This window comes from Streptomyces sp. NPDC028991 (assembly GCF_055564775.1).
In genome coordinates this window covers 1-18150 of the sequence record NZ_JBVHVP010000007.1, presented here as the reverse complement: position 1 = coordinate 18150, position 18150 = coordinate 1, and the positions used below count along the sequence as shown (strand labels likewise).

General features: G+C 70.9%; 14 protein-coding genes. 7 read left to right on the top strand and 7 right to left on the bottom strand.

Going from position 1 to position 18150, the window contains the following annotated elements:
* Positions 1-313: 313 nt before the first annotated feature.
* Together ACZ4V1_RS16650 and metH are read right to left on the bottom strand one after the other, a co-directional pair.
* The gene (locus tag ACZ4V1_RS16650) at positions 314-1015 is read right to left on the bottom strand and encodes an HAD family hydrolase (RefSeq protein WP_468335768.1); all 702 of its coding nucleotides are present in this window, start codon (positions 1013-1015) and stop codon (positions 314-316) included.
* Between the two features lie 128 nt (positions 1016-1143).
* Positions 1144-4656, bottom strand: coding sequence for a methionine synthase (metH, locus tag ACZ4V1_RS16645; protein ID WP_468335765.1), 3513 nt, complete (start codon positions 4654-4656; stop codon positions 1144-1146).
* 495 nt (positions 4657-5151) lie between these two features.
* On the opposite strand from metH, the gene ACZ4V1_RS16640 reads away from it, so the two are divergent.
* The 6 genes from ACZ4V1_RS16640 to ACZ4V1_RS16615 all read left to right on the top strand — a co-directional run bounded on the left by ACZ4V1_RS16640 (position 5152) and on the right by ACZ4V1_RS16615 (position 12267).
* A complete protein-coding gene (locus tag ACZ4V1_RS16640) occupies positions 5152-5916 on the top strand; it encodes an IclR family transcriptional regulator (RefSeq protein ID WP_468335762.1) in 765 nt (254 codons plus the stop codon).
* 341 nt (positions 5917-6257) lie between these two features.
* Entirely contained in the window at positions 6258-7052 is a 795-nt protein-coding gene (locus ACZ4V1_RS16635) for an MIP/aquaporin family protein (RefSeq protein ID WP_468335759.1), read from the top strand.
* A gap of 85 nt (positions 7053-7137) precedes the next feature.
* Positions 7138-8676, top strand: coding sequence for a glycerol kinase GlpK (gene glpK, locus ACZ4V1_RS16630; protein WP_468335756.1), 1539 nt, complete (start codon positions 7138-7140; stop codon positions 8674-8676).
* A gap of 8 nt (positions 8677-8684) precedes the next feature.
* On the top strand, positions 8685-10301 hold the full coding sequence (locus ACZ4V1_RS16625) for a glycerol-3-phosphate dehydrogenase/oxidase (RefSeq protein ID WP_468335753.1): 1617 nt from the start codon (positions 8685-8687) through the stop codon (positions 10299-10301).
* A 147-nt stretch (positions 10302-10448) separates the two neighbouring features.
* Entirely contained in the window at positions 10449-11120 is a 672-nt protein-coding gene (locus tag ACZ4V1_RS16620; protein ID WP_468335750.1) for a FadR/GntR family transcriptional regulator, read from the top strand.
* A gap of 154 nt (positions 11121-11274) precedes the next feature.
* The gene (locus tag ACZ4V1_RS16615) at positions 11275-12267 is read left to right on the top strand and encodes a PAC2 family protein (protein WP_468335747.1); all 993 of its coding nucleotides are present in this window, start codon (positions 11275-11277) and stop codon (positions 12265-12267) included.
* 69 nt (positions 12268-12336) lie between these two features.
* On the opposite strand, the gene mshC is transcribed toward ACZ4V1_RS16615, so the two are convergent.
* The 4 genes from mshC to ACZ4V1_RS16595 form a co-directional block, all read right to left on the bottom strand.
* Positions 12337-13566: a cysteine--1-D-myo-inosityl 2-amino-2-deoxy-alpha-D-glucopyranoside ligase gene (gene mshC / locus ACZ4V1_RS16610; RefSeq protein ID WP_468335744.1), complete on the bottom strand. Its 1230-nt coding sequence runs from the start codon at positions 13564-13566 to the stop codon at positions 12337-12339.
* A gap of 114 nt (positions 13567-13680) precedes the next feature.
* Positions 13681-14511 carry an SCO1664 family protein gene (locus ACZ4V1_RS16605; RefSeq protein ID WP_468335741.1) on the bottom strand — a complete coding sequence of 277 codons (831 nt, stop codon included), beginning with the start codon at positions 14509-14511 and terminating at the stop codon, positions 13681-13683.
* Entirely contained in the window at positions 14475-15065 is a 591-nt protein-coding gene (locus tag ACZ4V1_RS16600) for a DUF3090 domain-containing protein (protein WP_121746046.1), read from the bottom strand. Before ACZ4V1_RS16600 ends, ACZ4V1_RS16605 begins: the two co-directional genes overlap by 37 nt.
* Positions 15066-15153: 88 nt before the next feature.
* Complete coding sequence (locus ACZ4V1_RS16595) at positions 15154-15840, bottom strand: histidine phosphatase family protein (protein ID WP_468335737.1); 687 nt, start codon at positions 15838-15840, stop codon at positions 15154-15156.
* Between the two features lie 61 nt (positions 15841-15901).
* Between ACZ4V1_RS16595 and corA the strand changes: the two genes are divergently transcribed.
* Positions 15902-16897, top strand: coding sequence for a magnesium/cobalt transporter CorA (corA, locus tag ACZ4V1_RS16590; protein WP_468335734.1), 996 nt, complete (start codon positions 15902-15904; stop codon positions 16895-16897).
* Positions 16898-16947: 50 nt separating this feature from the next.
* On the opposite strand, the gene ACZ4V1_RS16585 is transcribed toward corA, so the two are convergent.
* On the bottom strand, positions 16948-17736 hold the full coding sequence (locus tag ACZ4V1_RS16585; RefSeq protein WP_468335732.1) for a ferritin-like domain-containing protein: 789 nt from the start codon (positions 17734-17736) through the stop codon (positions 16948-16950).
* Positions 17737-18150: the final 414 nt, after the last annotated feature.

Genomic DNA, 18150 nt, shown 5'->3' with positions numbered 1-18150 from the left:
GAGTTGAGGACTCATCACGGAGCGAAACCGGGTGTGGACACACCGAAAACCCGACAGGGGAAGGATTAGTGCAGGGTTTCACCAATCAGGACACAAGGGCGCCTCGACAACGTTCGCCAGGCGCCAGGCAGCACATCCATGGTTCCCTGTCGACCCCTGGCAGCGTGGCGAACGTCACACGCCGGCTTCTGTCGATGAGTGCCGGAATTCAGCCATCCGGAGCGGCGGAATTTCCCCGTCGCGCGTCCATCGCCGCCACACGCCGCCCTTCCCGGAATTGCCGCGCTAACGCCGCCGCACGCTGGGTGAACGGCTAGCGCATTCGGGTCATCAGACCGCGCAGAAATGACAGGTCGACCTTCTCCAGTGACTCGACCACCGTGCGCCGGGCGGCCGGAGTGATGGGAGCGACCGAGGGAACGGCCACGACGTGGCAGCCTGCGGCCTCTGCGGCGGCGACCCCGGTCGCCGTGTCCTCCACGACGGCGCACCGGGCCGGATCCACACCGAGACCGGCCGCGGCGGCCAGGTACGGGTCCGGGTGGGGCTTGGTGCGCGGCACCTCGTCGCCGGCGACGGTGAGGCCGAAGTGCTGGGGCCCCAGGGAAGTCAGCACGCGGTCGATGATGCGCCGGTGCGAGGCGGAGACCAGGGCCGTGGGGATCTCGTGCGCGGAGAGTTCCGCGAGCAGCCGGGCGGCTCCCGGCATGAGGGGCAGGGTGCGGCCGATGCGCTTCTCGAAGCCGTCGTTGAGCAGCACGCTGAGTTCGGCGAGCGAGATGGCGGCCCCGGTCGCCTCGATCAGGAAGCCCGCGCTGCGGCTCATGGGGCCGCCGACGACCACGTGGCGCCAGGAGTCGTCCAGAGTGTGGCCGAGGGAGGCGAAGACCTCGACCTCGACGTCCCACCAGAAGCCCTCGGTGTCCACCAGGGTGCCGTCCATGTCGAGGAGCACGGCTTGCAGGGCGGAGCCTTCGGCCGTACGGGTTCCGAGCGCGGGGACCGTACTGGTCATCCACGTACCTCCTTGAAGGGACGATCAGGCCGGTTCCCACGAAGGGAACCGGCCTGCGGTGGACCGACCAGTGTACGTCGTGCGGGACGAGAACGCCTGATGTGGCGTGTGGAGCGGATCCCGACGCCTCAGCGGGCGTTGAAGTACTTCGCCTCCGGGTGGTGGATCACGATGGCGTCGGTGGACTGCTCGGGGTGGAGCTGGAACTCCTCCGACAGGTGCACCCCGATGCGCTCCGGCTCGAGGAGGGCGGCGATCTTCGCGCGGTCCTCCAGGTCCGGGCAGGCGCCGTAGCCGAGGGAGAAGCGGGCGCCCCGGTACTTCAGGGCGAACATGTCCTCCATCTCGGCCGGGTCCTCTGCGGCGAAGCCGAGTTCGGAGCGGACGCGGGCGTGCCAGTACTCGGCGAGGGCCTCGGCGAGCTGTACGGACAGGCCGTGCAGTTCGAGGTAGTCGCGGTAGGCGTCGGCCTGGAACATCCGGGCCGTCTCCTCGCCGATCCGGGAGCCGACGGTGACGACCTGGAAGCCGACGACGTCGGTCTGCCCGGACTCCTCCGGGCGGAAGAAGTCGGCCAGGCACAGGCGCCGGCCGCGTCGCTGGCGCGGGAACGTGAACCGGGTGCGCTCGTTGCCGGCCTCGTCGAGGACGATCAGGTCGTCGTCCTTGGAGACGCAGGGGAAGTAGCCGTACACCACGGCCGCTTCCAGCAGGTTGTCCCTCTGGAGCCGGTCCAGCAGTCCGCGCAGCCGGGGGCGGCCCTCGGTCTCGACGAGTTCCTCGTACGAGGGTCCCTCACCGGTGCGGGCCTGCTTCAGGCCCCACTGGCCCTTGAACAGGGCGCCCTCGTCCAGCCAGGACGCGTACTCCTTGAGCTGGATGCCCTTGACGACACGCGTGCCGCGGAAGGGCGGCTCGGGCACCGGGTTGTCGGTGGCGACGTCGGAGCGGACATGCCCCTCCTGCGGCCGCTCCTCGGCCTCCACCGTGGCGGGGCGGACCCGCCGCCGGCGCAGTTCGGGCAGTTTCGCGCCGGGCACACCGCGTTTGATGCCGATGAGGGCGTCCATCAGGCGCAGGCCCTCGAAGGCGTCGCGGGCGTAGCGGACCTCGCCGTCGTAGATCTCGTGGAGGTCCTGCTCGACGTAGGCGCGGGTGAGGGCCGCGCCGCCGAGGATGACGGGGTAGTCGGCGGCCAGCTTGCGCTGGTTGAGCTCCTCCAGGTTCTCCTTCATGATCACGGTGGACTTGACCAGGAGCCCGGACATGCCGATCACGTCGGCCTTGTGCTCGTCGGCGGCCTCCAGGATCGCGGAGACCGGCTGCTTGATACCGAGGTTGACGACCGTGTAGCCGTTGTTGGACAGGATGATGTCGACGAGGTTCTTGCCGATGTCGTGGACGTCGCCGCGGACGGTGGCCAGCACGATCGTGCCCTTGCCCTCGTCATCCGTCTTCTCCATGTGCGGCTCCAGATGCGCCACCGCACTCTTCATCACCTCGGCGGACTGGAGGACGAACGGCAACTGCATCTGGCCCGAGCCGAACAGCTCACCGACCACCTTCATACCGTCCAGCAACGTCTCGTTGACGATGTCCAGAGCCGGACGCTCCCTCAGGGCCTCCTCCAGGTCGGCCTCGAGACCGTTCTTCTCGCCGTCGATGATCCGCCGCTTGAGCCGCTCGTCCAGCGGGAGGGCGGCCAGTTCCTCGGCCTTGGACGCCCGCAGCGACTTCGCGGTCGCCCCCTCGAACAGCTGCATCAGCTTCTGCAGCGGGTCGTAGCCCTCACGCCGCCGGTCGTAGATCAGGTCCAGAGCGGTGGTCACCTGCTCCTCGTCGAACCGCGCGATCGGCAGGATCTTCGAGGCGTGCACGATCGCCGAGTCCAGACCCGCCTTCACACACTCGTCCAGGAACACCGAGTTGAGCAGGATCCGGGCGGCCGGGTTGAGGCCGAAGGAGATGTTCGACAGACCAAGCGTGGTCTGCACCTGCGGATGACGCCGCTTCAGCTCACGGATGCCCTCGATGGTGGCGATCCCGTCCTTGCGGGACTCCTCCTGACCCGTGCAGATCGTGAACGTCAGACAGTCCACGAGGATGTCCGACTCGTGGATACCCCAGTTCCCCGTCAGATCGTCGATCAGCCGCTCGGCGATCTCGACCTTCTTCTCCGCGGTACGGGCCTGACCCACCTCGTCGATGGTCAGCGCGATCAGCGCCGCCCCATGCTCCCGGGCCAGCCGCGTGACCTTCGCGAAGCGGGACTCCGGACCGGCACCGTCCTCGTAGTTCACCGAGTTGATGACCGCCCGGCCACCCAGCTTCTCCAGCCCCGCCCGCAACACCTCCACCTCGGTGGAGTCCAGCACGACCGGCAGCGTCGAGGCCGTCGCGAACCGCCCCGCCAGCTCCTCCATGTCGGCGACGCCGTCCCGGCCCACGTAGTCCACGCACAGGTCCAGCATGTGCGCGCCCTCGCGGATCTGGTCCCGGGCAATCTCCACGCAGTCGTCCCAGCGGCCCTCCAGCATCGCCTCACGGAACTTCTTCGACCCGTTGGCGTTCGTCCGCTCACCGATCGCCAGGTAGGAGGTGTCCTGCCGGAACGGCACACTCTGGTAGAGGGAAGCCGCACCCGGCTCCGGCCGCGGGTGGCGCTCGGCCGGGGCGGTGCCGCTCACCCGCTCCACCACCTGACGCAGATGCTCCGGCGTCGTACCGCAGCAGCCGCCCACCAGGGACAGCCCGTACTCACGCACGAACGTCTCCTGCGCGTCCGCCAGCTCCGGCGCCGTCAGCGGATAGTGCGCCCCGTCCCTGCCCAGCACCGGCAGACCCGCGTTGGGCATACAGGACAGCGGCACACGGGAATGGCGGGCCAGGTAGCGCAGGTGCTCACTCATCTCCGCCGGACCCGTCGCGCAGTTCAAGCCGATCATGTCGATACCCAGCGGCTCCAGCGCGGTCAGCGCCGCACCGATCTCCGAGCCCAGCAGCATCGTCCCGGTCGTCTCCACCGTCACCGAACAGATCACCGGCAGGTCGAGGCCCAGCGCGTCCAGAGCCCGCCGGGCACCGAGCACCGACGCCTTCGTCTGCAGCAGATCCTGCGTCGTCTCCACCAGCAGCGCGTCCGCACCGCCCGCGACCAGGCCCTCCGCATTGCGCTGATAGGCGTCCCGCAGCAGGGTGTACGGGGCATGGCCCAGGGTGGGCAGCTTCGTGCCGGGACCCATCGACCCCAGTACCCAGCGCTGCCGCCCGTCCCGCACCGCAAACTCGTCGGCCACCTCACGGGCCACCCGCGCGCCCGCCTCGGACAGCTCGTACACGCGCTCGGGAATGTCGTACTCACCCAGCGCCGAATGGTTCGCGCCGAACGTGTTGGTCTCCACGCAGTCCACTCCGACCGCGAAATACTCCTCGTGCACCGACCGCACGATGTCGGGCCGGGTCAGATTCAGAACCTCGTTGCAGCCCTCCAACTGCTGGAAGTCGTCCAGCGTCGGATTCTGCGCCTGCAACATGGTGCCCATCGCACCGTCGGCGACCACCACTCGGGTGGCCAGTGCCTCGCGCAGGGCGGACACGCGGGTCCGGGTGTCGGCGGACGGGGTGGATGGCGACGAGGCCATGAAAGGGCTCCCTAGGATGCGACGGCTGTCGGCTTTGCGCTGCCCGGTGCCGTCCGCAGGGGACGTCCGGGGGAGAACGCACGCCGCCAGGGTAGCCGGGACCGGGGGCTGATGTTCGGGGCGTCCACGAGGCGGACGAGTATGGCGGTGCCGGATGCCCGCCGAAGGGGTGACGTCTCGGTCCCGGATCGGCCCCGGATCGGGCCGGATCGGCCCCGGATCGGGCCGGATCGGGCCCGGAGAGGTGACGGGGCCGGCCTTCGGGCGGCCGATCGGCGGCTGGTCGGCGGCTGGTCGGCGGCTGGTAGGCGGCCGACCGGTCAGCCGGTGGGCGGGCCGTGGGGCGCCGGTTCGGTCATCGGAGCGTGGCCGGAGTGCAACAGTTGCCCGCCGACTATTGGCGGGAGGTCGGCATGGACCGGTAGTGTTCGGCATTGCCGAACGACGTCAGCGACGCCGAGGTCGGCAGTCGAAGGGGACGGAGGCAGTACGTCGATGGCACGGAACATCCAGTCGCTCGAACGGGCGGCCGCGATGCTGCGCCTGCTAGCGGGCGGCGAGCGGCGGCTCGGCCTGTCGGACATCGCCTCGTCGCTGGGTCTGGCCAAAGGCACCGCGCACGGCATCCTGCGCACCCTCCAGCAGGAGGGCTTCGTCGAGCAGGACGACGCCTCCGGGCGTTACCAGCTGGGCGCCGAGCTGCTGCGCCTGGGCACGACGTATCTCGACGTGCACGAGCTGCGGGCACGCGCCCTGGTGTGGACGGACGACCTGGCGCGCTCCAGCGGCGAGAGCGTCCATCTGGGCGTCCTGCACCAGCAGGGCGTTCTGATCGTGCACCACGTCTTCCGGCCCGACGACAGCCGGCAGGTCCTGGAGATCGGGGCCATGCAGCCGCTCCACTCCACGGCACTGGGCAAGGTGCTGGCGGCCTACGACCCGGTCGCTCACAGCGAGGCCCTGGAGGCCGACCGCAAGGCGTACACGGACCGGACCGTCTGCGAGCCGGACGGGTTCGAGCACATCCTGGACATCACGCGCGCGCGGGGTTACGCGGCCGACGTCGAGGAGACCTGGGAGGGCGTCGCCTCCATCGCCGCCCCGATCCACGACCGCAGGCGCATGCCGGTCGGCGCGGTCGGCATCACCGGGGCCGTGGAACGGCTGGGCCGGGACGGCGAGCTGCGGCCCGAGCTGGTCGCGGCGGTGCGGGACTGCGCCCGCGCGGTGTCGCGGGACCTGGGCGCCGGGAGGTTCTAGGGCTCCTTCGGGGCGCGCGGGTACGAGCGGGAGAGTCGAAGGCCGGGACGCCGAACGCGTTCCGGCCTTCGGCGTTTCCCCGGCCGGGCGGCGGCCCTCGAAGATCGATAACCCAGGACGATCAATAACGATCGTGCTTTCGATTACAGAGCTCTTGACGCATGCGTGACGCCGAAGCGAGACTCGCGTCCATCGGTCGGCATTGTCGAACACCTACCGGCAATACGCGTTAGAGTGTGACAACGCCAAGGGCCGCCATCGCTCTCACACCGAGGGCGCCGGAACACCCGGAGGGACCCGGGGGTTCGGCTTCCCCTGGACGAAGGACAAAGGAGTCGCGGGTGTCCAGCTCCGACATCTTCATCGGCGAGACCATCGGTACCGCCATACTCATCCTGCTCGGCGGCGGCGTGTGCGCCGCCGTGACGCTCAAGGCCTCCAAGGCCCGCAACGCCGGCTGGCTCGCCATCGCCTTCGGCTGGGGCTTCGCCGTCATGACGGCGGTGTACATCTCGGGCCCGCTCTCCGGCGCCCACCTCAACCCCGCCGTGACGGTCGGCATCGCGATCAAGGACGGCGAGTGGGGCGACGTCCCCACCTACATCGCCGGACAGATGCTCGGCGCCATGATCGGCGCCGCCCTGGTCTGGGTCGCCTACTACGGCCAGTTCCTCGCCCACCTCACCGACCGCGAGATCGTCGGCGGGCCGGGCGCGCAGGACACCGCGGCCAAGGCCGTCGAGGCCCAGGAGAAGGGCGCCGGCCCCGTGCTGGGCATCTTCTCCACCGGCCCCGAGATCCGCCACGCGGTGCAGAACCTCTCCACCGAGGTCATCGGCACCTTCGTGCTGGTGCTCGCCGTCCTCACCCAGGGCCTGAACGACGAGGGCAACGGCCTCAACATCCTGGGCGGCCTGATCACCGCGCTGGTGGTCGTCTCGATCGGTCTGTCCCTCGGCGGCCCGACCGGCTACGCGATCAACCCGGCCCGTGACCTCGGCCCGCGCATCGTGCACGCCCTGCTGCCGCTGCCCAACAAGGGCGGCTCCGACTGGTCCTACGCCTGGGTCCCGATCGCCGGTCCGCTGATCGGCGGCGCGCTCGCCGCAGGTGTCTACAACGTCGCGTTCGCCTGAGCGGGCCTCCGCCCGGTCATCATCGAGCCGCAGAACACGCGCCGTACGCACCGGCCACCACACCACGGAAACCCAGGAGCACACTGTGACCGACGCTCACACCGCAGGCCCCTTCATCGCCGCCATCGACCAGGGCACGACCTCCTCCCGCTGCATCGTCTTCGACCGCGACGGACGCATCGTCTCCGTCGACCAGAAGGAGCACGAGCAGATCTTCCCCAAGCCGGGCTGGGTCGAACACGACGCCACCGAGATCTGGACCAACGTCCAGGAGGTCGTCGCCGGGGCGGTCGAGAAGGCGGGCATCACCCGCGACGACATCAAGGCCATCGGCATCACCAACCAGCGCGAGACCACGCTGATCTGGGACAAGAACACCGGTGAGCCCGTCCACAACGCCATCGTCTGGCAGGACACCCGCACCGACGCCCTGTGCCGGGAGCTCGGCCGCAACGTCGGCCAGGACCGCTTCCGCCGCGAGACCGGCCTCCCGCTCGCCTCCTACTTCGCCGGTCCCAAGGCCCGCTGGCTGCTCGACAACGTCGACGGCCTGCGCGAGCGCGCCGAGGCGGGCGACCTGCTCTTCGGCACCATGGACACCTGGGTCATCTGGAACCTGACCGGCGGGGTGAACGGCGGCAAGCACGTCACCGACGTCACCAACGCCTCCCGCACCATGCTGATGAACCTGCACACCATGCAGTGGGACGAGAAGATCGCCGAGTCCATCGGCGTGCCGACGCAGATGCTCCCCGAGATCCGCTCCTCCGCCGAGGTCTACGGCGAGATCACCGGCGGCCGGCTGGGCGACCTGCTCGGCGGCATCCCGGTCGCCTCCGCGCTCGGCGACCAGCAGGCGGCCCTGTTCGGCCAGACCTGCTTCTCCGAGGGCGAGACCAAGTCGACCTACGGCACCGGCACCTTCATGGTGATGAACACCGGTGACAAGCTCATCAACTCCTACTCGGGCCTGCTGACCACGGTCGGCTACAAGATCGGCGACCAGGACACGGTCTACGCCCTGGAGGGCTCGATCGCCGTCACCGGCTCGCTGGTGCAGTGGATGCGCGACCAGATGGGCCTGATCTCCACCGCCGCCGAGATCGAGACCCTCGCCCTGACGGTCGAGGACAACGGCGGCGCCTACTTCGTGCCGGCCTTCTCCGGCCTGTTCGCCCCGTACTGGCGCGCCGACGCCCGCGGTGTGATCGCCGGTCTCACCCGGTACGTCACCAAGGCGCACCTCGCGCGCGCCGTCCTGGAGGCCACCGCCTGGCAGACGCGGGAGATCGCGGACGCCATGACGAAGGACTCCGGTGTGGAGCTGACCGCCCTCAAGGTCGACGGCGGCATGACCTCCAACAACCTGCTGATGCAGACCCTCGCCGACTTCGTGGACGCCCCCGTGGTGCGCCCGATGGTCGCCGAGACCACCTGCCTCGGCGCCGCCTACGCCGCCGGTCTCGCCGTCGGCTTCTGGAACAGCACCGACGACCTGCGCGCCAACTGGCGGCGGGCCGCCGAGTGGACCCCCCGCATGGACGCGGAGATCCGCGACCGTGAGTACAAGAGCTGGCTCAAGGCCGTCGAGCGGACCATGGGCTGGCTCGAGGACGAGGAGTAAGAACCGCAATGACCACTCAGTCCACCCTGCAGTCCGTGCCTGCCCTGGGGACGCACCCGGCCTCCGGCTCGAACCCGAGCCGGGCCGAGACCCGGGAGCAGCTCTCCAAGGCGTCGTACGACCTTCTCGTGATCGGCGGCGGCATCCTGGGCATCTCCACCGCCTGGCACGCCGCGCAGTCCGGTCTCAGGGTGGCCGTGGTCGACGCCGGCGACTTCGCCGGTGCCACCTCCTCCGCCTCCTCCAAGCTGCTCCACGGCGGTCTGCGCTACCTGCAGACCGGCGCGGTGAAGCTGGTGGCGGAGAACCACTTCGAGCGCCGTGCGGTCTCCCGCCAGGTGGCCCCCCACCTGGCGAACCCGCTCACCTTCTACCTCCCCGTGTACAAGGGCGGGCCGCACGGCGCGGCGAAGCTGGGCGCCGGCGTCTTCGCGTACTCGGCGCTGTCCGCCTTCGGTGACGGCGTCGGCCACCTGCTCTCCCCGGCCAAGGCCGCGCAGGACGTGCCGGAACTGCGCACCGACAACCTCAAGGCCGTGGCCGTGTACGGCGACGACCAGATGAACGACGCCCGCATGGCGCTGATGACGGTCCGCGCGGCGGCCGAGTCCGGCGCGGTCGTCCTCAATCACGCGGAGGTCACCGGCCTGCGCTTCACCAAGGGCCGGGTGACCGGCGCCGAGCTGAAGGACGGGCTGACCGGTGACGAGTTCGGCGTGAACGCCCGCCTGGTGCTCAACGCCACCGGCCCCTGGGTCGACCACCTGCGCCGGATGGAGGACCCGAAGGCGGCCCCCTCCATCCGCCTGTCCAAGGGCGCGCACCTGGTGCTCAAGCGCACCGCGCCCTGGAAGGCGGCGCTGGCCACGCCCATCGACAAGTACCGGATCACCTTCGCCCTCCCCTGGGAGGACATGCTGCTGCTCGGCACCACCGACGAGGAGTTCGAGGGCGACCCGGCGGACGTCGCGGTCAACGACAAGGACATAACCCAGATCCTCGACGAGGCCGCCTTCTCCATCCGCGACCAGCAGCTCGACCGCGACCTGATCACGTACTCCTTCGCGGGTCTGCGCGTACTGCCGGGCGGCCCCGGCGACACCGCGAAGGCCAAGCGCGAGACGGTCGTCACCGAGGGCCGGGGCGGCATGCTGTCCGTCGCGGGCGGCAAGTGGACCACCTTCCGCCACATCGGCCGCACCGTCATGAAGAAGCTGGAGGCGCTGCCGGGCCACCCGCTGGGCGACGACTTCGAGCCGATCGCGTCGCTGCCGAAGAAACTGCCGCTGCCCGGCGTGGCCAACCCGCGCGCGGTGGCCCACCGGCTGCTGGTGGACGGCCCGGCGCCCGGCCCGCGCATGGCGGCGGACACGGCCAGGCACCTGGCCACGCACTACGGCTCGCTGGCCTTCGACATCGCCCGCCTGGCCAACGACAACCCGGAGCTGGCCGAGCGGGTGCACCCCGACGCCCCCGAGATCTGGGCGCAGGTCGTGTGGGCGCGGGACCACGAGTGGGCCGAGACGCCGGACGACGTGCTGCGCCGCCGGACGACGCTGACGATCCGCGGCCTGGCCACGGACGACGTCCGCGCGAAGGTCCAGGACCTGCTCGACAAGAAGTAGGACCCGGCCACCTGCTGGGTGAGGGGGCGGCTCCGCGCCGATGGAGCCGCCCCCTCACGCGTGCGCGTCGCAGGCTGCGACGGCCCCCATAATGTCCGGAGACGTCGGATGTCTGAGCGGCATCCCGGAGGCACAGGGAGGTCGGCCGTGGCGGTCACCGACGAGGCGATCGAGAAGATCAAGGGCATGATCGTCTCCGGCGCGCTGCGGCCCGGCGACCGGCTGCCCAAGGAGAGTGAGCTCGCCGCCGGCCTGGGCCTCTCCCGCAACTCCCTGCGCGAGGCCGTACGCGCCCTGTCCCTGATCCGGATCCTGGACGTGCGGCAGGGCGACGGCACCTACGTCAGCAGCCTGGATCCGCGACTGCTGCTGGAGGCCATCGGCTTCGTCGTCGACTTCCACCGCGACGACACGGTGCTGGAGTTCCTCGCCGTGCGCCGCATCCTGGAGCCGGCCGCGACCGCACTGGCGGCCTCCCGGATCACCGACCGGGAACTGGACGCGCTGGAGGGCGGGCTGGACGCCCTCGGCGGCGAACCGTCGGTGGAGGAACTGGTCGCCGGCGATCTGGAGTTCCACCGGTGCATCGTGGGGGCCTCGGGCAACTCGGTGCTCTGCTCCCTCCTCGACGGCCTGTCCGGGCCCACCGCCAGGGCCCGCGTCTGGCGCGGGATCACCCAGGAGGACGCGGTCGGCCGCACCATGCACGAGCACCGCGCGATCCTCGGCGCACTGCGCGACCGGGACGCCGAGGCGGCGCGCTCCTGGGCGACGGTGCACATCGCGTCCGTGGAGCAATGGCTGCGCTCCACCCTCTGACCGGCCGTCGATCCCGCCCCGCACGGTGGGTGTCCGGCCGCCGGGAACGGGGCAGTGATGCGTTCACTCCCCCGTGCAAGGGGGCTGCGGGCGGCCCCTCGGCACGCCGTAAGGTTGGGGGGGTACGCGAGGGCACGTCGGAAGGAGGCGCTGGGTGATCGAGCTCGAGGGGGTTCCCGAGCTGGTCGACCCGGTCATGGTGGCCGCGTTCGAGGGCTGGAACGACGCCGGCGACGCCGCCTCCACCGCGGTCGCGCATCTCGACCGGGAGTGGAAGGGCGAGGTGTTCGCGGCGCTGGACGCCGAGGACTACTACGACTTCCAGGTCAACCGTCCCACCGTGTTCGTGGAAGCGGGCGTCCGCAAGATCACATGGCCGACGACGAGACTGTCGGTGGTCCGGGTCGGCGGCGACAAGCCACGCGACCTGGTCCTCGTCCGCGGCATCGAACCGTCCATGCGCTGGCGCTCGTTCTGCAACGAACTGCTGGGCTTCGCCCACGAGCTGGGTGTCGAGTTGGTGGTCGTCCTGGGTGCCCTGCTGGGCGACGCCCCCCACACCCGTCCGGTCCCGGTCAGCGGGACCACGTCGGACGCCGACCTGGCCCGGCGCATGGACCTGGAGGAGACCAAGTACGAGGGCCCCACGGGCATCGTCGGCATCCTCCAGGAGGCGTGCACGCACGCGGGCGTACCGGCCGTGTCGCTGTGGGCCGCGGTGCCGCACTACGTGTCGCAGCCGCCGAACCCGAAGGCCACGCTGGCGCTGCTGAACCGGCTGGAGGACCTGATCGACGTGCGCATCCCGCTGGGCGAGCTCCCCGAGGACGCGCGTGCCTGGCAGGTGGGTGTGGACCAGCTGGCCGCCGAGGACAGCGAGGTCGCCGAGTACGTCCAGTCGCTGGAGGAGGCCCGGGACACCGCGGAGCTGCCGGAGGCGTCGGGCGAGGCGATCGCCCGCGAGTTCGAGCGGTATCTGCGGCGCCGGGACGGTTCCGGGCCGGGCGGACCGGGCGGCCACGCCACGGCCGACGGCGGTGACGGCACCTCCGGGACTCCGTATCTGCGGGACAACCCGAGCGGTCGTACCCGTCCGCCGAGGCCGCCGAAGACGAGCGGGGACGACGAGGAGTCGTCGGAGGACTGAGCCTACGGAAACAGGGGCGCTTCCCGCCGGGAAGCGCCCCTGTTTCCGCTTTTCCGTACGCGCGCCTGTCTACAGCGCCACGCCCAGCAGCGCGTCGACCGCGCGGGAGACGACGCCGGGGGCGCCGATGTCCGTGCCGCCGCTCTCCTGCTGGAGCGCGGCCCAGCGGTCGACGGCGTCGAGCGCGGCCGGGGAGTCCAGGTCGTTCGCGAGTGCCTCGCGGATCTCCTCGACGAGCGCCTCGGCGGGCGGCCCGTCGGGCCGGGAGACGGCCGCGCGCCAGCGCTCCAGCCGGGCGAGGGCGTCCTGCAGCACCTGGTCGGTCCACTCCCAGTCGGAGCGGTAGTGGTGGGCGAGCAGCGTGAGCCGGATGGCGGCCGGGTCGACGCCCTCGCGGCGCAGCCGCGAGACGAAGACCAGGTTGCCCTTGGACTTGGACATCTTCTCGCCGTCGAGACCGACCATGCCGGCGTGCACGTACGCCTTGGCCATGGGGAACTCGCCGGTGAGCGCCTGGGCGTGCGAGGCGCCCATCTCGTGGTGCGGGAAGGCGAGGTCGGATCCGCCGCCCTGGACGTCGAAGCCCATGCCGAGGTGGTCGAGGGCGATGGCCACGCACTCGATGTGCCAGCCGGGCCGCCCGCGGCCGAGCGAGCCGCCGTCCCAGCTGGGCTCGCCCTCCCGGGCCGCCATCCACAGCATCGGGTCGAGCGGGTTTTTCTTGCCCGGCCGGTCCGGGTCGCCGCCCCGCTCGGCGGAGAGCAGCCGCATGGCCGCGGCGTCGAGGTGGGAGACTTGGCCGAAGTGGGGGTCGGACTCGACGGAGAAGTAGGTGTCGCCCTCGAGCTCGTACGCCGCGCCCCCGTCCCGCAGCCGCTCGACCAGCGGGACGATGCCGGGTATGGCCTCGACGGCGCCTATGTACTGCCGCGGCGGCAGCATCCGCAGCGCCGTCATGTCCTCGCGGAAGAGGGCGGTCTCCTTCTCGGCGAGGGCGGTCCAGTCGACGCCGTCGCGCACGGCCCGCTCCAGCAGTGGGTCGTCGACGTCGGTGACGTTCTGGACGTAGTGAACCTGCCGCTTGTTGTCGAGCCACACGCGCTGCACGAGGTCGAACGCGTTGTAGGTCGCCGCGTGCCCCATGTGAGTGGCGTCGTACGGCGTGATGCCGCAGACATAGATACGGGCGACGGGACCGGGGGCGAGGGTGACCAGGCCGCCGGTCGCGGTGTCGTGGATCCTCAGGTCGCGACCCTGACCAGGCAGGGCGGGGACCTCGGAAGCGGGCCAGGCATGCATGTCATGAGCGTAACCGGACGGGTGTTCCGTACACGAACCGGACCGGCCGGATGGCCGGTAAGGCACTCTTGCGCCCGTCCGGCCGTTGTGCGGTGGGGCGGTGCGGGCCGGTTCCTACACCGGCGGCCAGGGAATGGCCGGCCAGTCGCCGCTCGGTTCGGGGTGCTTCCCGGCGGCCAGCAGGGCGTCGACACGCGCGCGCGTGGCGTCGAGTTCGGCGGAGGTGATGAGCGCGCCGAGCCGGGTCGCCAGGGCCCCGCCGTCCTTCAGGGCCGCCCTGAGGGCGTCGAGCACCGCCAGGGCCTCCCCGGTGAGCGGATCGCCCGCCCACCCCCACAGCAGGGTGCGCAGCTTGTTCTCGACGTGGAAGGTCACCCCGTGGTCGATGCCGTACAGGTGCTCCTCGGCCGAGGGCAGCAGGTGGCCGCCCTTGCGGTCGGCGTTGTTGATCACGGCGTCCAGGACGGCGAGCCTGCGCAGCCGCTCGTCGTCGGCGTGCACGAGCAGCGCGGTGCGGCCCTCGCCGACCTCGGCGAGGGCGATCGCCTTCCAGCCGGGGCCGGGCTCCTCGTCCTCCACCAGGGCGAGCAGCTCCGTCTCCGGCACCGCCTCGATCCACAGCTGGCACATGCCCTCGCCGTACGGCCCGTCGCGCAGCACGGTGGGGGGCACCAGGCCCCAGCCGGTCGCCTCGGAGACCTCGTAGGCGGCGACCTCGCGCCGGGCGAGGTCGCCGTCGGGGAAGTCCCACAGGGGGCGCTCCCCGGCGACCGGCTTGTAGATGCAGGCCGCCTCGCGTCCCTCGTGCGTCACCGTGCAGTACAGGGCCGCGTTGGAGGCGTCACGGATGCGTCCGCGCACGGTCAGTTCACCCCGGGCGAGCAACTCGGCGGCCGCCGCGTCGGTGGTCACGCTCCGCGGCGGTATCCGTTCTGGCGCGGACATACGTGTCCTTCCGGGTCGAGCGGGAGGCTGCACAACGGGCACGGCGGCCGCCCGGCGTTGACGACGTCGAGGGCGCGCTTGGCGAAGGCCCTGGCCTGCGCGCCGGTGAGGCGGACCCGGAGCATCGGAGGGCCGTTCTCCTCGTCCTGGAGGAGCCGCTCCTCGGCCTCCGCCAGGTCCTCCTCGGACTCGGCGTCCAGCTCCACGAGGGCCTGTGCCTCGACGATCATGCGCTGATCCTCGCCGTCCCAGGCCAGCGCCATGGTGCCGACTCTGAACTCCTCCTCGACCGGGGTGTCCAGAGGAGCGGTGTCGGCGGGCTCGGTGGGAGCCATGGCGGGGACGACGGTGCTGCCGCCGCTGCGCCGTACGACCTCGTCGAGGAGTTCGTCCATGCGCTCGGCGAGAGCGGCGACCTGGGTCTTCTCCAGGGCCACGCTGGTCACCCGGGAGCCGGCGGTGGCCTGGAGGAAGAACGTACGGCGCCCGGGCAGTCCGACCGTACCGGCCACGAAACGTTCCGGTTGGTCGTAGAGGAACACCTGACGGGACACGTCCTGTCTCCATGGGAGTCGGGGGAAGCGGGGAAAGCGGGAAGTCGGCGGCACTGCTGCGACCGCTTCACCCTACTGCGGCCGACGATCACGGTGCGCCCGCACCACCACCGACGGGGGCCTGGTCACCGGGGGGCTCCTCGTGCGGGGCCAGGGAGGCGAAGTCACCGGTGTCGCCGAGGCGGACGAGGAACGGGCGCAGCCGGGTGTAGCGGATCGCGGTGACGGAACAGGGCTCGACGGAGATCCGCTGGAAGAGGTCGAGGTGCAGCCCCAGCGCCTCCGCGACGAGGGACTTGACGATGTCGCCGTGGGAGCACATGAGGTAGACGGCGTCGGCCCCGTGGTCGCGCTCCACGCGCGCGTTCCACTCGCGCACCGCCTCGGCGGCACGGGTCTGCATCGCGCGCATCGACTCGCCGCCGGGGAACACCGCGGCGGAGGGGTGCGCCTGCACCACCTCCATCAGCGGCTCGTCCTTGAGCTCGGCGAGTTTGCGGCCGGACCAGTCACCGTAGTGGCACTCCCCGATCCGTTCGTCGGTGTGCGCCCGCAGTTCGGGCCGGGCGTCGAGCAGTGGCCGGATCGTTTCCTGGCAGCGCTGCAGTGGGCTGGTGACGACCTCGGAGAGCGGCAGGCCGGCGAGGCGCCCGGGCAGCGCGGCGGCCTGTGCGGCCCCGCGTTCGTCGAGGGCGACGCCTGGCGTCCAGCCGGCGAGCAGCCCCTCGGTGTTGGCGGTGGAACGTCCGTGCCTGACCAGGATCAGCGTGGGCATGCGGACAGGGTAGGCATACGGCACGGTGCTCGGGGGCCGGGGCGAAGGGAGAACGCGTTCGGTGATCGTCGACTGCGCCATCTACCGGGACGGGCGCCGCGCGGCCGGACCCGAGGACTTCTCCGACGCGCTCGGCGAGGCGCGGACCGCGGGCGGCTTCGTCTGGATCGGTCTGCACGAGCCTACGGAGGAGGAGTTCGACCTGGTCACCGAGGAGTTCGGGCTGCACCCGCTGGCCGTCGAGGACGCCCTCAAGGCCCATCAGCGGCCCAAGCTGGAGGTGTACGAGGACTCGCTCTTCGCCGTCCTCAAGCCGGTGGTGTACGAGCCGGAGAGCGACGCGGTCTCCACGGGTGAGCTCATGATCTTCCTGGGCGACGCGTTCGTGGTCGTCGTCCGGCACGGCGGGGGATCCCCGCTGAAGGCCGTACGGCAGCGCCTGGAGCACGAGCCCGAACTGCTCGGCAAGGGCCCCACCGCCGTGCTGTACGCGATCGCGGACGCCACCGTGGACCACTACCTGGACGTGGCGCTCGAACTGCAGACGGACCTGGAGGAGCTGGAGGCGGAGGTCTTCTCACCGGACGGCGGGGGCTCCCGGCACACCGCGTCCCGCATCTACACGTTCAAGCGGCAGGTCCTGGAGTTCCGCCGGGCGACCGGTCCGCTGGCGCCGCCGCTGGCCCGGCTGGCCGGGACCGGGGCCTTCGGAGCCGGGGTGCCGTTCGTGAACGACAAAGCGCGGCCGTTCTTCCGCGACGTGAGCGACCACCTCACGCGCGTGAACGAGTCGGTGGAGGGCCTGGACCGGCTGGTCTCGGACATCCTGTCGGCGCACCTGGCGCAGACGAGCGTCCGCCAGAACGACGACATGCGCAAGATCTCCGCGTGGGCGGCCATGGCGGCGGTGCCCACGATGGTCGCGGGGATCTACGGCATGAACTTCGACCACATGCCGGAACTGCACTGGGAGTGGGGCTACCCGGCGGTGATCGCGCTGATGGCGGCACTGGAGGTGCTGCTGTTCCGGCTGTTCAAGCGCCGGGGCTGGCTGTAGGGGACCCCGGCCCGGGCGGTCTCGCGGACCGCGGCGGCCCGCCGCCGTCGTCAGGCGACCTCGGGGGCCGCGGCGGCGGGTCCGCCGAGAGCGTCGCGCCGTTCGGGTGTCCGCAGCGTCACCATGCGGCGCCAGCCGGCCAGCCGCTCGTAGGCGTACATCGCGTGGATGCCCGCCGCGAGCATCGCCGCCTTGGCGCGTGGCCAGCCGAGGACGCGCCCCATGCGGGCCATCACGGCGAGGCTGACGTCCCGGTGGACGCGGACCTCGGCGAGCGCGCACGCGCGCAGCGTCCGCTGGATGTACCGGCCGTGTCCGGCGGCGGCGAAGCGCAGCAGTTCCTCGTGGGAGTAGGCGAGGTGGTTGTCCTCGTCGGCCGAGATCATCCGGACGGCCCGGCCCAGGTCCGGGTGGTCCGCGAAGTGTTTGAGGAGCATGGCCATCTGCTCGGCCGCGCGCTGCTCGGTGACCCTGCTGTGCGCGAGGTAGGTGATGACGTCCCGCTCCGTGAGGGGCTGGTCGGCCTTGAGCTTCTCGTGGGCGAGGCCGATGCCGTGCCGCTCCAAGAGCATGGTGTAGTCGGTCTCGGGGGGCACTCCGACGGGTTCGAGGCCGCGCTTCTTCAGCAGGGCGTTGAAGATGCGTCCGTGCTTGTCCTCGTCCGCGCCGTGCCGGGTGATCTTCGGGGCGAGGGCGCGCTCGCTCTCCGGGACCAGCGCCGCGATGCGGGCGTTCTCCCAGCCGCCCTGTGCTTCGCCGCTGGCCGCGATGGAGCAGAAGAGACGGAACGACTCGTCGTTGTCGAGGATCTCCTGGAACAGACTCTTGGCCGAAAGCATCGGTGGCACCTCTCTGCCTCTGCAAGATCACGCAGGTTCCGCAGACTCCGCAAAGACCGAGTCAAGTGCGGGAACCGAGGTGCGGCAACAGGTGCGGCGGGCAACTCAGCCGAAAGAGGGACGGCCGGGGACACGCGGAGGCGTAACCACATGCGCGCGGGCGCGTTGTTCCCCGTGACGGCCGTGGCGGGGAAGACCCCCCGAGCCCCCACCACGGCCGCGGAAACCCGCTCACGGCTCAGGCTCTGTCTGAGCTCAGGCTCTGCCTGACGATTCCCGCCTGCCTCGCGGGCGACGACGGCAGTCGCCAGGCAGGCCCCTAGGAGTCGTCTTCAAAGGTGCTCAAGTGATGAGGGATCATGCTTGTCGTGGTGCGTCGTCATGAGCTTTCGGATGCTGAGTGGGCTGTGTTGT

Excerpts from the sequence above, each read along its gene's own strand:
- ACZ4V1_RS16650 (WP_468335768.1), bottom strand. The coding sequence starts at position 1,015 with ATGACCAGTACGGTCCCCGCGCTCGGAACCCGTACGGCCGAAGGCTCC.
- metH (WP_468335765.1), bottom strand. The coding sequence starts at position 4,656 with ATGGCCTCGTCGCCATCCACCCCGTCCGCCGACACCCGGACCCGCGTG.
- ACZ4V1_RS16640 (WP_468335762.1), top strand. The coding sequence starts at position 5,152 with ATGGCACGGAACATCCAGTCGCTCGAACGGGCGGCCGCGATGCTGCGC.
- ACZ4V1_RS16625 (WP_468335753.1), top strand. The coding sequence starts at position 8,685 with ATGACCACTCAGTCCACCCTGCAGTCCGTGCCTGCCCTGGGGACGCAC.
- mshC (WP_468335744.1), bottom strand. The coding sequence starts at position 13,566 with ATGCATGCCTGGCCCGCTTCCGAGGTCCCCGCCCTGCCTGGTCAGGGT.
- ACZ4V1_RS16605 (WP_468335741.1), bottom strand. The coding sequence starts at position 14,511 with ATGTCCGCGCCAGAACGGATACCGCCGCGGAGCGTGACCACCGACGCG.
- ACZ4V1_RS16595 (WP_468335737.1), bottom strand. The coding sequence starts at position 15,840 with ATGCCCACGCTGATCCTGGTCAGGCACGGACGTTCCACCGCCAACACC.
- ACZ4V1_RS16585 (WP_468335732.1), bottom strand. The coding sequence starts at position 17,736 with ATGCTTTCGGCCAAGAGTCTGTTCCAGGAGATCCTCGACAACGACGAG.